We start from the raw sequence: 15,739 nt of genomic DNA, 5'->3' as shown, positions 1-15,739 counted from the left end.
TAGCATTCCCTGAATAATACCCAAAGAGATGGCGAAAGAATTAAAAGGTTTGGAGCAGCATAAATTAATAGCATCGTTGCTCAATGTATCTATTAGTGTAACAATGGATTAGGAAATAAAAAAAACCGACATAAGAGAGTTAAATCTTCAAATGTCGGTCTTGTGACCAAGACGAGCGTATCTTCAAACACTTTTATAGATGATTTGGTTCGTTTGAGCCAAATTAAACAAGAATTAAAAGATTCATTTTTATCAGGTAATTTTATTGTAGACTAAGTTTAGTACAATTTAATTTTAATCATTAAACAAAGGCAATCTTGGTATAGCCAGTCTTCAATTGGTCTTATTTGTCTTTTATTACATATAATCAATACAGCAGATTTAATGCAAAATAATATCATTAAAAATTGTCTCTCTGCAACATCTTCATTAATATTGTGTTAATATGTTAGCACTAAAATTTTTCAGTTTTCTTAAGGCTTATAGAATGTTATTCCTTCTGTTTTTCCTTATTTTTTTTTCTTGTAAAAAATCGCAGAAAACTTCAGACAAAATTACTATCGGATTTTCGCAGGGCTTGGGAAATCATCCGTGGAGATTGGCAATGAACCATTCAATGGAGATACAGGCATCGCTTCATTCCGAAGTGGAGCTGAATATACAGAAAGCAGAAAGTTCTGTTAATAAGCAGGTTCAGGATATACAAAAAATGATTGATCGCAAGGTGGATGTGATTATCATTTCACCAATTGATCCCGAATCCTTGGTTCCTGTAGTGGAAAAAGCGACTGCCAAAAATATTCCAGTTATTTTGCTCGACAGGAAGATCAATTCAGAAAAATATACGACCTACATTGGCGCAGATAACGTGGAAATTGGTAAAGAAGCGGCAAATTATATTCTTTCAGATTCTAAAAATTATAAAAAAGTAATCGAAATAAGAGGCGATGACCAATCTTCCCCGACCATAGAAAGAAGTCTCGGCTTTCAGGAAATCATCAGAAATAATCCCAATACAGATCTCATCAAAACATTTAGAGGCCTTCCGGCGGACGCTTTCGGGAAAACGCTGGATTCCTTGGGGAATCAAAGTCTGTATGTTTTTGCCTTTAATGATGAGCTTGCCACCAATGCGTGGCAGGTTGCAAGGAATTCCGGCTTGGAAAATCAAATCAAATTTATCGGTGTTGATGGATTAAATACAAAAGACGGTGGAATCCAAATGGTTCTGGACGGAAAGCTGAACGCTACTTTACTTTACCCGAGTGGTGGAGCAGAAGCCATTGAGACTGCAATTAAAATTTATAACGGTGTTGCCGTTCCTAAACGCATCAAGCTCAGCACAACGATCATTGACCGAATGAATGCTGAAATTATGCGCAATCAGTTTGATAAAATCATCGAACAGCAGGGTGTTATAGAAAATCAGGTACAGGCGGTTAAAAAACAGATAGAGCTTTATTCTTCTCAAAAAGAATTGTTCCGATGGTCTGTAGTATTGTTGATATTGATGTTTTGCCTGGTTGCTTATTCTATTTACCTTATTTATGCGATCAAGATAAAAAATAAACAGCTTACGCTTACCAACGACAGAATTACTATTCAAAGAAACCAGATTGAAACCATTGCCAATGAGTTGAAAGACAGTAATGAAGCGAGGGTTAATTTTTTCACCGGATTGTCTCACGAATTTAAAACACCCATTACGCTTATTCTCAGTTCATTGGAATCTTTGATGGATTCTGGCAAATCTAAAAGTACAAAACCATCATACGAGCTGGAGCTGATAAATAAAAACTCCAACAGATTATTACGATTGGTAGATAACTTGCTGGATTTTAGAAAAATAGAAAATCAAAATTTTAACCTAAGAGTTTCAAAAACGAATATTTACGATTTTACTTATGCAATTTTTCGTGATTTTGAAAATGAAGCTAAGAAAAGAAATATCAAATTCGAAATCCATTCACAGAATAAAAACCTTGAGCTCTACATCGACAGAAACCTGATGGATAAAGTTTATTTCAACCTTTTGTCCAATGCTTTCAAATTTACACCGGACAATGGAAAGATTGAAATCACGGTTCAGGAAAAAGGAAATCAGGTGGTCATCAGCTTCAGAGATAACGGAATCGGAATTCCCGAAAAAGAGATCAGCAATGTCTTTGAAGCTTATTTCAAAGGCTCCAACAACAGAAAAAACAGTTCAGGAATCGGACTTCATCTTAGCAGACAGTTTATTGAGCTTCATCTTGGGAAAATAGAAGTGAACTCTTTTCAGGGAACGGAGTTTGTCATCAGTCTTTATAAGGGAAACAAGCATTTCAACGAAGACCAAATGATAAAAGAACCTAGTCTCTCAGATGCTAAAAGTCTGGCAAAAGATGATTTTTTTACAGGATTGGAAAATGAGACGATTATCCAAAATCATGAATCTCAGGGCGAACGTTATTCGCTTCTTTTGGTAGAGGATAATTCAGATTTGTCCTTCTTTTTAAGCAAGAAGCTGCAGAATGAGTTTGAGGTGATGGTTTCTGACGGTACGGATGCGATTGATAAGGCTTTGAGGGAAATTCCAGATATTATCGTATGTGATGTCAATCTTCCGGACAAAAATGGTTTTGAAATCTGTGAAATCCTAAAAAACGATCTTCGCACCTCGCATATCCCGGTCATTCTTCTGACAGCTTTGGACAATAAAGAATCTTATCTGCAAGGTTTAAAATCCGGGGTTGATCTTTATCTTACGAAACCTTTCAGTTACACGATTCTGATACAGTCGCTGCGTGCGTTGCTTTACAACCGTGAAAAACTACGTTATTACTATACAAACAATATCGGCAGGATTGTGGACAGTAAATCGTTCGGAAGCATAGAACAGACGTTTGTGAACAATCTCAATCAACTTATCAAAACTAATATCGACAATGCAGATTTTTCAGTAGAAAATCTTGCAGACCTGCTTAATATTTCCAGAATCCAGCTGTATAGAAAGATAAAAGCAATGTTTGATGTGAATGTGAGCGATTATATCAACAATTTCCGTCTGGAACAGGCCAAATCGATGCTGCAAAATCATGAACTAACGATTTCTGAGATTGCATACAAAACAGGTTTTTCTTCCCCTAATTATTTCTCTACTGTTTTCAAGAATAAGTTTGGCGTATCCCCAAATGCTTTTAGAAAGTTTGAAGGTAAGGAGTGATAAAAATTACGAAATCAAATGATTATATATTTGAATACAATAGTATAGTGACAAAATCTGAAGCTTTAATTTATATTTAAAATCAATTTTGACATCTAATATTTTTACAATATTCAGCAGCAGTAAATCAAACTGCTGCTTTTTTATTACACTTTCTCAACAACGTACCTTCATGTAAACGAATAAACAGCTTTTGGAACGATTTATAATTCATAAAAGTTTCTGACCCAAAACTATATGCCTTGACCGGTTTTTCGGTTAAAATTTTCATAACATTAATTGTTCTTAAACCATAAAAACACCAAAACACATGTAACATTTTTATAAAACAATGTTACATTTTTGAAACCTGATGAAACTTTAATGAAATTATTTAAATTTAAGTTATTGATTTTAAATTAGTTGTAATTAATTAACAAATAATTAACCTTGCCGAAATATTTAGTTACATAATTAGACCTTTGGATTGCCGCCTAGGGATATATTAGCCACAAACAAATAAATATTTTTAACAGATGAATAAAATTCTTATGTGGTCTATTACGGCAGCTTTGGCAGGATTTCTTTTCGGGTTTGATGTTGTAGTAATTTCCGGTGCAGACAAAAAATTGCAGGCACTCTGGAACAGCTCAGATGCATTTCACGGAGCTGTCGTAATGGGAATGGCATTATGGGGTACAGTGATAGGCGCCATTTTTGGCGGAATCCCGACCAATAAATTAGGACGTAAAAAAACACTCCTGATTATTGGTGTTTTATATGCGTTTTCTGCGATAGGAACTGCACTTTCCAATGATCCTTATCTGTTTGCATTTTTCAGGTTTATGGGTGGTTTGGGTGTTGGTGCTTCTACAATTGCTGCACCGGCTTATATTTCAGAGATTGCGCCTGCAAAAGACCGTGGCAGAATGGTTTCCCTGTATCAGTTTAATATTGTTCTGGGGATTCTGATTGCATTTTTATCAAATTATTTATTAAGCGGTATCGGTGACAACGACTGGAGATGGATGCTTGGTGTGCAGGCAATTCCTGCGGCTATTTATACATTATGTGTATTTACCATTCCGGAAAGTCCGAGATGGCTGGTTTCGCAATCCAGAATAGACGAAGCAAAAAAAGTGATGAAAATTCTGAGTCCTGATCAGGATTCTGACTCCTTGATCACACAGATGGAGGATAACCACGCAGAATCGCCAAAGGAAAATATCTTTATGAAAAAATACCGTTTTCCGCTGATGCTGGCTTTTCTTGTAGCCTTTTTTAATCAGATGTCGGGAATCAACGCATTCTTGTATTATGCACCAAGAATCTTTGGTGAAGCAGGTTTGGGTGAGAAAACAGCACTTCTCAGCAGTATCGGGATTGGTGTTGTGAATATGGTTTTCACTTTGGTAGGGGTCAACCTCATTGATAAAGTCGGGAGGAGAACATTGATGTATTTGGGTTCTGTAGGTTATATCATTTCTTTAGGATTGGTTTCTATGGCTTTTTATTTTCATTGGTCGGGATTGGCGATTCCTATTTTCCTGTTCCTTTTTATTGCTTCACACGCTATCGGTCAGGGAACGGTGATCTGGGTGTTCATTTCAGAGATTTTTCCTAATCACCTTCGCGCATCCGGACAGGCTTTCGGAAGTTCCACACACTGGCTCTTGGCAGCGATCATTCCATCGTTAATTCCTACATTATTTTCCACGATTGGAGCAGGAACCGTGTTTTTAGTCTTTACCGTTGCCATGGTATTCCAATTATTATTCGTGATGTTTATGATGCCGGAGACAAAAGGTATCTCACTTGAAAAATTAAGCAAAACACTGACGAAATAGATTTAAAAAATCAATGTAATCATCAGAAAGAACACCTCTCCAAATAGAATAAAGTGTTTTTAAATAATTCAAAAATCTCTTATTAAATAATCATAATGAAGAAAATAATATCAACTTTAATCATCGCTGCAACGTTTTATTCCGGGCTCAATGCACAGTCGGATTCAAAGACGTCCGAAGAGCAGCTTTACAGACCCAACTATCATTTCACTCCTCAAAAAGGATGGATGAATGATCCGAACGGGATGTTTTATCTCAACGGAACATATCACTTATTTTTCCAATATACGCCATTTCAAAGCGTTCCGGATTTCAGTAAGATGCACTGGGGCCACGCCATCAGTAAAGATCTTATAAAATGGGAAGAATTAGCTCCTGCACTTGCCTATGATGAGAAAGGCGCAATTTTTTCCGGAAGCGCAGTTGTGGATAAGGATAATACATCAGGTTTCGGTGATGGAAAGAATATTCCCGTGGTCGCAATTTTCACCTATCACGATATGAAAAAAGAGCAGGCTGGAGCAATCGATGCACAGTCTCAGGCAATCGCTTATTCTTTGGATAATGGAAAAACCTGGACCAAATACAGTAACAATCCTGTACTGAAAAATCCGGGTATCAAAGATTTCAGGGATCCGAAAGTTTTCTGGGATGCCAAAAGAAAACAATGGGTCATGGGATTGGCGGCACAGGACAGACAGCATTTTTATGCCTCAAAAAACCTGAAAGACTGGACCTTCCTTTCGGAATTTGGTAAAGATTTCGGGGGACACGGTGGGGTTTGGGAATGTCCGGATCTTTTCCCGATAAAGGTAGAAGGAACCAATGAAGAAAAATGGGTGCTTATCGTCAACATTAATCCGGGTGGTCCGAACGGTGGTTCTGCCGCACAGTATTTTGTAGGTGATTTTGACGGAAAAACCTTCAAAATGGATGATGTTTTTACAAAGCAGCTCGAAAAAGAAAAAGTAGTCTGGTTGGATTGGGGACGCGATAATTATGCGAGTGTTTCTTTTGATAATGTTCCGGATAATAAAAGAGTAATTATCGGATGGATGTCAAATTGGGATTATTCACCGAATGTGCCTACAGAAAAATGGAGAGGAAGTTCTACTATTCCTCGTGAAGTGATTTTGAAAAGATCAAAAGAAGGTTACATTCTGAAAAATATTCCTGTTTCCCAGCTTAAAAATTACAAAGGGAAGGCAGTTAAAAAAGAAATTAACCTTGTTTCCGATAAAAAGCTCATCAGCAAAGGAGAAATAGATCTTTCCAAAGCGGTAATTGATGTTGATTTCAAAAAAATGACCAAAGGAGTATACAATTTTGCTTTGAAAAATTCATTGGGAGAAAAGGTAATTTTCGGAATTGATAATAATAAGCAGGAACTTTTTATTGACCGTACCAAATCCGGGAAAACCGATTTTAAGAACAATTTTGCAGACAGAATTTCAAAAGCACCATTATCAAAAAGCTACCAAAATGCAACAATCAAAATTGTATTGGATAAAACTTCCATCGAGATTTTCTTCAATAATGGCGAAAAAGTAATGACTGAAATATTCTTCCCTAATGAAAGCTTCTCGGAGCTAAGCTTATCCACAGATACCAAAGGAAGTACAGTGAACTTCAATGCTCATCAGATTAATATCAAATAAAAAACTATACTATGAAGAAATACAAAATAGCCATCGCCTTTTGCCTTCTGCCTTTTTCGTATGTATTTGCGCAGGAAGTCATTAAAGGTAAGGTAGTTTCCTCAAATCAGAAACCGTTGAGCGGGGTTATTGTAACCGTTTCGGAAACAGGAGCCAATACCACAACAGACAGCAGCGGTGCATTTCAGATCAATGACCTGCAAAAAGGAAACACTTTAATTTTCACTTATCCGGATTATTCTACCCGTGAAGTTGTGGTAGATGAAAAAACGGTTCTTAACATCATTTTAGCTGCAGAGAAAATAAGAAGTATAGATGAGGTCATCGTAACCGGATATACGAAGCAGCGAAAAGCAGATATTACCGGTGCGGTTTCAGTGGTGGATATGAAAGACCTGAACAAGCAGACCGAACCCAATCCAATAAAATCTTTGCAGGGAAGAGTAGCCGGCGTTAATATCACAGCCGACGGATCTCCTTCAGGCAGTAACACAAAAGTACTGATTCGTGGAGTTGGAACTCTGAATAATACAGATCCACTTTATGTAATAGATGGAGTTCCCACTAAAGCTGGGATGCACGAGCTTAATCCAAGTGATATCGAATCGATGCAGGTTCTCAAAGATGCATCTTCTGCAAGTATCTACGGATCCAGGGCTGCGAATGGCGTTATCATTATTACTACCAAAAAAGGAAAAAAAGGGAAGATGAGAATCGACCTCAATTATTATACGGCATATTCACAGTATGCCAGAACAACTGAGGTTCTGAATGCAAAGCAGTTCGGACAGGTTCTCTGGCAGGCCAATATTAATGACGGACTGAACCCAAATTTGAATAATCTCAGCTACAATTTCGATTGGGGTGTCCAGAATGGCATTCCAACTTTATACAATAGTTTCGTGCCCGAATATCTGGATGCCGGAAAAACGATTAAGTCGGCCAATACCAACTGGTACGATGAGGTTTCGCAGACTGGTGTTGCCAATTCACTGGATGTTTCTGCTTCGAGTGCTTCAGACAAGGGTTCTTACTACTTCTCTCTGGGATATTATGACAATGAAGGAATCGTGAAATTGACTAATTTCAAAAGATTGTCTGCCCGTGTCAATACCTCGTATAACTTTTTCGACGGAAAACTGAAAATCGGTGAAAATTTCACCTTTAATAAAACCAATGAACTGATGGATCCCGGCGTTTTGGATCCTGCTTTACGTGCTTTGCCCATCATTCCGGTTCATACTGTAGATGGAATCGGCTGGGGAGGACCGGTTGGCGGAATGAATGACAGGCAAAATCCTGTCAGACTTTTGGAATACAATAAAGACAACGGCTATCAATACCAAAGATTCTTCGGAAATGTCTATGCCGAATTGCAGCCTGTGAAAAATTTGACCTTAAAATCAAGCTTCGGAATAGATCTTTCCAATTATTACAAAAGAATGCTGCAAAGAAGCTATGTTTCGGGTTATCTGCAAAACAAAACCAATGCAGTGAACATCGACCAGTCGGACACCGAAAAATGGACGTGGTCAAATACCGCACAATACACTGCAAAAGCAGGAAAACACCATTTTGATGTTTTGGGCGGAATGGAAATGTACAAGGATACATTTAAAAACACCTGGCTGAGAAAAGAAGGATTTTTGATAGAAACACCGGATTATATGTATCCCGATGCGGGAACTGGGGACGCTTTCAACGGCGGAAGTTCCACGTATTACAGCCTATTGTCCTACTTCGGAAAATTCTCTTACGATTATGACAACCGTTATCTTTTCTCTGCAACAATGCGTTATGACGGCTCTTCAAGATTCGGTAAAAATAACCGTTTTGGAACTTTTCCTGCATTCTCGGCAGGATGGAGAATCAATAAAGAACATTTTGCAGAAAATCTGATTCCGTTTTTCTCAGATTTGAGATTAAGAGCAGGTTGGGGACAAACCGGGAATCAGGAAATCAGCAATTCGGCGGTTTACTCGCTTTATATAGCGAACTATGCAGGAGGAAATCCAACGTGGGCAACATCTTACGGGACGGCTTACGATATTTCCGGTGTCGGAAGCGGATTACTGCCATCAGGATTTATCGCAACGCAGACAAAAAATGACGACTTGAGATGGGAAACCACCACGCAGACCAATCTTGGACTGGATTTCGGATTTTTAAATCAAAAACTGACGGGTAGTGTTGATATCTATAAAAAAGCAACAAAAGACATTCTGGTATTGCCACCTTATCTTGGTGTGATCGGAGAAGGAGGAGATCGATGGATCAATGGTGCATCTATGGAAAACAAAGGGATTGAAGTTGCATTGTCTTATCAGAATGAAACCGCAGGTGGTTTCCGCTACGAGGTTTCAGGAAACATCTCGATGAACCGTAACAAAATTACCGAACTTCCTCAATCCGTTATCAACAACTACGGTGGAAACGGAACAACGGATAATATCTTGGGACGCCCCGTCAACTCAATGTATGGTTATGTTGCTGATGGACTTTTCAGGACTCAGGCAGAGGTGGATAATTCTGCAACTCAGTCAGGTAAAGGTTTAGGAAGAATCCGTTATGCAGATCTAAATGGTGATGGAATGATTGACGACAAAGACAGAACGTGGATCGGCAATCCGAATCCGGGGTTTATGTACGGTGTCAACCTCAACTTTTCATACAAAAACTTTGATCTTTCAACCTTCTGGCAGGGCATCGGCGATGTAGATGTCATTAATTCAAAAAAATACCAGACCGATTTCTGGAGTGTGGATGATGTAGGTTCTAATAAAGGGACAAGGCTTCTGAATGCGTGGTCGCCACAGAATCCCAATTCGGATATTCCTGCGCTTACGACAGTGGACAGCAATGCAGAATCCAGATTCTCATCGTATTATGTAGAAAGCGGAAGTTATCTGAAGCTGAGGGTTTTACAGTTGGGCTACACGTTCCCGAAATCTTTAATGGAGCAGTATCACATTGTCAATTTCAGGATGTATGCAAGTGTTCAGAATCTTTGGACGATAAAATCAAAAAGCTTTACAGGAATAGATCCTGAAACACCGGCATTCGGTTATCCGTTACCGCTGACGATCAATTTTGGAGTTAATTTTTCCCTATAATTTATAAATAATAAAAAAATGAAAAAGAATATACTTTTAACAATAGCTTTTGCCTTTTTGCTGGGAACTACCTCCTGCAACGATTTTCTGGACAATGAGCCAAGAGGCGTTCTGTCGGAAGCCGATGTGGTAACACCTCAGAATGTGGATGGTTTTGTAGTTGCAGCCTACGCATCTCTCGGAAACGACCATTATGACACCCCTTTCAGTCTTTGGCCATACGGAAACGTGCGTTCTGATGACGCATACAAAGGAGGAAGCGGAACCAACGATATCCAGACCTTTCACTTTTTTGAAATTTCAAACAATATCCGTCCCGATTTTGGTGAATTAGACAGATTATGGTATCTCAATTATGTAGGGATTTCCAGATGTAACAAAGCGATTGCTGCACTGAAGCAGCTTTCAGATTCAGAATATCCGAACAAACAAAGGCGGATCGCTGAAATGAGTTTCGTAAGAGGACATTATTACTTTTTACTGAAAACATTATTTAAATATGTGCCTTATGTAGATGAAAACACACCGATTGAAGATTATCCGAAAATCTCCAACAGGGCAAAGAACGACCAACAGTTATGGGAAGCGATTGCTTCTAATTTTGAATTCGCTGCGGCTAATCTGCCTGCAACACAGTCAGAAGTCGGAAGACCAAAGAAAAGTGCAGCTTATGCTTATCTTGCTAAAGTAAGGCTGTATCAGGCGTATGAGCAGGATGATAACTATACGGTAACGCAGGTAAATCCGGTTACGCTTCAAAAATCTATTGACGCGGCCAATCAGGTGATCGGAAATTACACTTTGGAGCCGGATTTCGGGTATAATTTTATGCCTGGGACACACGAAAACGGTTCGGAGGCGGTTTTTTCCATTCAATATTCTGACAATGACGGAACGCTTTTCGGAAGGCTGAATTACGGTGATATGCTTTCTCTGCCGCAAGGTTTGGGGTGTTGCGATTTTCATAAGCCAAGTCAGAATCTGGTAAACGCTTTCAAAACGACACCGCAGGGATTACCGATGTTTGATACTTTTAACGATACGGATCTTAATTACAATCAACTGAACAGTTACAAAGTAGATCCGAGATTGTATCACACCGTTGCCTTGCCAGGACTGCCTTGGAAATACGAAGAAAACAAAATATTTCAGGAAAGCTGGAGCAGAAGTCCCGGAACTTATGGATATTATGCTTCATTAAAAGAAAATGTGCCTGTAGGATGTGGCTGTACCGTTAATGTAGATCCTTTTTACGGAAATTCGAAAAACAGAATTATTATCAGATATTCCGATGTTCTGCTAATGAAAGCCGAGGCAATGATAGAATTGGGACAAATCAACGAAGCATTGCCATTAATCAATCAGGTGAGACAGCGTGCGGCTGGCAGTACGGTTTTGACAGGAAGCTACACCACCAACAATCTCATCAGCCAATATCAACCGGGCGTGAACTGCACGTGGAATCAGGATTTTGCAAGAAAAGCACTGCGATGGGAGAGAAGAATGGAGTTTGCAATGGAAGGAAGCCGATTCTTTGACCTCGTAAGATGGGGCGTTACAGCAGGAACGATGAACACCTATTATTCTGTTGAGAAAACTAAAAGATCTTTCTATTCACAGGCGGGGTTTGACCACGGAATTGAAGAATACTGTCCGATTCCTTTATCACAGATCAATTTCAGTCAGGGACTGTACAAACAAAATAACGGATATTAAAACAAGGTACAAATGAAAACTATATTCAAAAAAACTCACATAATCATTATCCTGCTGATGTCTGCGGCTTTTGTCTGGTCTTGCGACAGCCAGGTGGAAGATGGACTTGTTACGGATGTTTCGGTCAATATTTCTTCTTTCAGAGTAAATGGTGTTTCTGGAGAAATTGACCATAAGAATGATAAAATTACACTAACGCTTCCTTACGGTACAAGCGTAAAGACATTGGCTCCGGCTATTGAACTTCCGCAAGGTGCAACAGTTTCGCCTGCCTCAGGAGCAACGGTTGATTTTTCACAGCCGGTTAAATTCAAAGTTAAAAATGGCAATATTTATAAAGATTATCAGGTCACTGTAAAAGCTCAGGATCCGATTATCAGCTTTAAGATCAACGGCTTGTCTGCTACGATCAATAATTCTGGCAAAACCATTTCTCTTACAGTGCCGGAAGGAACAAATCTTACTGCATTGCAGCCCATCATAGAAGCAGGAAATGGCGTCAGCATCAGCCCCGCATCGGGAACGACTCTAAACTTTACCAATCCGGTTGCGTTTACTGTTTCTAATGGCAATCTTACGGAAATATATACTGCTAAAGTAACAACACCTGTTTCCGGCCCGTCCGTTGCATTCCTTGGAACGGCTGCTACAAGAACAGGATTGACAAATCCGGATGAGATTGCAGCTTCTGACTGGCTTTTCGGAAAATATTCAGGAGCAGTCTATGTTTCGCTGGCAGATGTCGCAAGTGGTGCAGTCAATCTTACGGGAATCAATGTGATCTGGTGGCATTTTGACTCGGCTACCGCTCTACCGGGCGATGCGCTGAATACGAATGTGACTTCCAAAATCAAAACCTATTTGAATGGCGGAGGAAATATTTTGCTAACAAGCTTTGCTGCACAATATGTTGATGCATTGGGAATAGTTCCTGCAGGAAAAGGACCGAATAATGTTTTTGGAGATTTTCTTCCAAACGGATTTGTAGATACAGGAAGTGATTGGGGAATCTCTTTCAAAGGATATGAGAATCATCCGGTTTTCAATGGTCTGCAGACATACGAACCGGGTAAAGCTAATATGCTTGAAAAAGGTACATTCCGTTTGAATCATACAGCGTGGTGGTTCCTTCCTGACTGGGGTGGATACGTCAATGGTGCCGGGTGGAGAAGCCAGACAGGTGGTAATAATCTTGCCAGTGAGGCTTGGGATAATACTTTGGACGGACGTGTCGCCATTGCTGAATTTCCCGGCGGAACGGCCAACAAAAAATGTATGGTCATCTGTACAGGTGCCTACGACTGGTACAATGAAACAGTAAACGGAAATCCGAGCCAGTCCAATTCGTTTCAGGATAATATCAAAAAAATGACGGAGAACAGTCTCAATTACCTTGTAACCCATTAATATCAGAACCTATGTCTATTAAAAAAATATATATCGCAGCCGTACTTTCGCTGGCAACATTTTCCTGTCAGAATCACGACTCGGATACGGAGGTTAATCCGGAAGATATCTTCAGCAAAACCAATATTTTTCCGCAGCCACCCAGCCAGTGGATGGGAGGGTATAATCCTTATTACACCGAAGGTTACGCAGGCGATGTGATGCCTTATTATGAAAATGAAAAGTTCCATCTATTCTTTCTTCACGATGCAAAAACAAAGCCTGCAGGAGAAGGATTTCACGATATTCACAGCTATGAGACCGGTAATTTTACAGATTTTACTTATCAGGGAAGACAGATTTCTTACGGAACATCATCAGAAGCCGATTTTGGAGTGGGAACAGGAAGCCTTGTAAAGGTTGGAAATACTTATTATTACTATTACACCGGTCATAATGAAGTAGCATCGTTTCTTTCAGGTAATCCACGGGAGAGTGTTCTCCTGGCAACAAGTACGGATATGAAAAACTGGACGAAGGTCAAGAATTTTAAAATCGCTGCTCCGGCAGGGTATTATGATTATGAATTCCGTGACCCGCACGTTTTTTTTAATTCTGAAGACGGGAAATACTGGATGCTGGTTTCTGCTCAGACCTCTGATAAAAAAGCAGTCGTACTGAAATTTACCACCACCAATCCGTCAACCGGAAACTGGACTGTAGAAAATCCGATTTATACAACCAGCTCTTCCGAAAATTATATTATGCTGGAATGTCCTGATCTTTTCAAAATGGGCAATTATTGGTATCTTGTTTTTTCTGAAAACTGGAGCAGCAATCCCGGAACACATTACCGCATTTCGACTTCACCAAACGGACCTTGGACTACGCCTCAAAATGACCGTCTTGACGGTTCTTATCTGTATGCTGCCAAAACGGTTTCGGATAATACAAACCGTTATCTGGTAGGATGGACTGCAAGAAAAACCCCTGAAAATAATACCGGTGGAAAAGACTGGGCAGGAAATATTGTTGCTCACAAACTGGTTCAGAATTCGGACGGAACACTTGGTGTGAAACCGGTTTCAGGATTACAATCTGTATTTGCTCAGAATGCCGCGCTGACCGTTGATAAGATCACTGGAAATGCTTCTCAGAATGGAAGTAGCTTTAATTTATCCGCCAATTCTCAGGTCACTTTTTCGAAACTTCAGAAAGCCGATCAGATTACCTTTACATTGAATGTATCTGCCGGAAAAGCAGGAATTATTCTGGCACAGGATTCCGACACCGGAAGTGGAGTTAAGATTGCCCTTGAACCTGCAAATAAAAGAATTGCAGCTTATGTAATGAATGCCGGGTCAGAGGATCTTATGAATTCTTATTCTTTAAGTGCGGTTTCAGGGACATCATATACTGTAACGGCTTCCATAAGCAACGATGTTTGTGTGGTCTATATCAATGATAAAATAGCGTTCACCAACAGAATTTATAATATTGTTAATAAAAAATGGAGTATTTTTAGTTCTTCAGAGAGTTCATTCAGTAATATAAATATCAAAAATCCCAATTAATGTTTATCAATAAGAAAATTAATGTAATAAGTTTTGGAGAAGTCCTTTTCGATGTTTTTGGAGAAGAGAAAAAAATTGGCGGAGCGCCTCTTAATCTTGCTCTCAGAACAGCTTCGTATGGCTTTCCTGTGACAATGATAAGTGCAGTAGGAAATGATGAAGATGGAAAGGTAATTCTGGATTATACTAAAGAAAATGCTCTTGAAACTGCCGGAATTATTGTTTCTCCGGATTATGAAACAGGCATTGTTCAGGTTTCTTTAAATGAACGTGGCTCTGCAACGTACGAGATCAGGTTTCCTTCTGCGTGGGATTTTATCAGTGTTGATGAGAAAATAATGGATGTTGTAAAAGAGGCCGATGTCTTTTTCTATGGAAGTCTCGCTTGCAGAAATGAGGTTTCTCAAAAAACGCTTTTCTCCCTATTAGATTCCAATGATACAATGTTTAAAGTTTTTGATGTGAATTTAAGAAAGCCCTTTTACAATATTCAGCTTCTGGAAAATCTTATGGACAGGGCAGACTTTATCAAATTTAATGATGAAGAAATATTGGAAATTGCTGCCGGGATGGGATTTGAATCTGAAAATCTCGAAGCCAATATTAAGTTTATGTCAGAAAAAACAAACACGCCTGCAATCTGTGTAACTTTAGGAAAACACGGATCTATTTTGCTTTGGAATGATCAAATGTACAGACATGAAGGTTATCCCGTGAAAGTAGCAGATACGGTAGGAGCAGGAGATTCTTTCTTGGCCAGCCTGATTGCAAAACTGCTTTCAGATCAAAATCCAGATGAAGCTCTTAATTTTGCTAGTGCTGTCGGTGCTTTGGTTGCCAGCTATTCGGGAGCTAATCCTAATCTTGAGAATGTGGAAGTTGAAAGTTTTATGAAAGAGAGGACTTGCTGAAATTTTAATTTAAAGTTATAATCACAAAAAATGGCACCAACTTTTTTTAGTTTGTGCCATTTGGCTGTTGTGCTAAAACGAGCGTATCTTCAAACACTTTTATCGATGATTTGGTTCGATTAAGTCAAATTAAACAGGAATTACAAACCCCAGTCTTATCAAATAATATCTTTTAGTTTATACGTAATGCAATTTAATTTTAAAAATTAATAATAATCAGTATTGGAACAGTAAATATTTAGTTGGCTATTCCTATCTTGTACCGTAACCGAAGAAATATCGAAATATTTGGTTGAAGATTTGGAAAGGATTTCGGAAATGTTAACTAAACAATCCTGCCTTGTGACAAA

The 15,739-nt window shown here is 39.0% G+C and carries 8 protein-coding genes; all 8 read left to right on the top strand.

Going from position 1 to position 15,739, the window contains the following annotated elements; genetic code table 11:
• Nucleotides 1–445: 445 nt before the first annotated feature.
• Nucleotides 446–3,205 (top strand): substrate-binding domain-containing protein, encoded by a 2,760-nt coding sequence (locus tag PGH12_RS05780; RefSeq protein WP_267597192.1) that lies wholly within the window; start codon nt 446–448, stop codon nt 3,203–3,205.
• A 515-nt stretch (nt 3,206–3,720) separates the two neighbouring features.
• Nucleotides 3,721–5,031 carry a sugar porter family MFS transporter gene (locus PGH12_RS05775; RefSeq protein WP_267597191.1) on the top strand — a complete coding sequence of 437 codons (1,311 nt, stop codon included), beginning with the start codon at nt 3,721–3,723 and terminating at the stop codon, nt 5,029–5,031.
• Between the two features lie 95 nt (nt 5,032–5,126).
• Complete coding sequence (locus PGH12_RS05770; RefSeq protein ID WP_267597190.1) at nt 5,127–6,689, top strand: glycoside hydrolase family 32 protein; 1,563 nt, start codon at nt 5,127–5,129, stop codon at nt 6,687–6,689.
• An 11-nt stretch (nt 6,690–6,700) separates the two neighbouring features.
• Complete coding sequence (locus PGH12_RS05765) at nt 6,701–9,802, top strand: SusC/RagA family TonB-linked outer membrane protein (RefSeq protein ID WP_267597189.1); 3,102 nt, start codon at nt 6,701–6,703, stop codon at nt 9,800–9,802.
• A gap of 18 nt (nt 9,803–9,820) precedes the next feature.
• A complete protein-coding gene (locus tag PGH12_RS05760) occupies nt 9,821–11,518 on the top strand; it encodes a RagB/SusD family nutrient uptake outer membrane protein (protein WP_267597187.1) in 1,698 nt (565 codons plus the stop codon).
• A gap of 12 nt (nt 11,519–11,530) precedes the next feature.
• Entirely contained in the window at nt 11,531–12,925 is a 1,395-nt protein-coding gene (locus PGH12_RS05755; protein ID WP_267597185.1) for a DUF4960 domain-containing protein, read from the top strand.
• 11 nt (nt 12,926–12,936) lie between these two features.
• On the top strand, nt 12,937–14,478 hold the full coding sequence (locus PGH12_RS05750; protein ID WP_267597182.1) for a glycoside hydrolase family 32 protein: 1,542 nt from the start codon (nt 12,937–12,939) through the stop codon (nt 14,476–14,478).
• Nucleotides 14,478–15,389 carry a carbohydrate kinase family protein gene (locus PGH12_RS05745; RefSeq protein ID WP_267597181.1) on the top strand — a complete coding sequence of 304 codons (912 nt, stop codon included), beginning with the start codon at nt 14,478–14,480 and terminating at the stop codon, nt 15,387–15,389. The genes PGH12_RS05750 and PGH12_RS05745 overlap by 1 nt, the downstream gene beginning before the upstream one ends.
• The last annotated feature ends 350 nt before the right edge of the window (nt 15,390–15,739 follow it).

Source organism: Chryseobacterium sp. CY350, from assembly GCF_027945075.1.
Lineage (GTDB): Bacteria > Bacteroidota > Bacteroidia > Flavobacteriales > Weeksellaceae > Chryseobacterium.
This window is presented reverse-complemented; position numbering and strand designations above follow the sequence as displayed.

What these genes read in the sequence shown, in the direction of transcription:
- PGH12_RS05760 (WP_267597187.1), top strand. Translation starts at nt 9,821, where the DNA reads ATGAAAAAGAATATACTTTTAACAATAGCTTTTGCCTTTTTGCTGGGA.
- PGH12_RS05755 (WP_267597185.1), top strand. Translation starts at nt 11,531, where the DNA reads ATGAAAACTATATTCAAAAAAACTCACATAATCATTATCCTGCTGATG.
- PGH12_RS05765 (WP_267597189.1), top strand. Translation starts at nt 6,701, where the DNA reads ATGAAGAAATACAAAATAGCCATCGCCTTTTGCCTTCTGCCTTTTTCG.
- PGH12_RS05750 (WP_267597182.1), top strand. Translation starts at nt 12,937, where the DNA reads ATGTCTATTAAAAAAATATATATCGCAGCCGTACTTTCGCTGGCAACA.
- PGH12_RS05775 (WP_267597191.1), top strand. Translation starts at nt 3,721, where the DNA reads ATGAATAAAATTCTTATGTGGTCTATTACGGCAGCTTTGGCAGGATTT.
- PGH12_RS05780 (WP_267597192.1), top strand. Translation starts at nt 446, where the DNA reads ATGTTAGCACTAAAATTTTTCAGTTTTCTTAAGGCTTATAGAATGTTA.
- PGH12_RS05770 (WP_267597190.1), top strand. Translation starts at nt 5,127, where the DNA reads ATGAAGAAAATAATATCAACTTTAATCATCGCTGCAACGTTTTATTCC.
- PGH12_RS05745 (WP_267597181.1), top strand. Translation starts at nt 14,478, where the DNA reads ATGTTTATCAATAAGAAAATTAATGTAATAAGTTTTGGAGAAGTCCTT.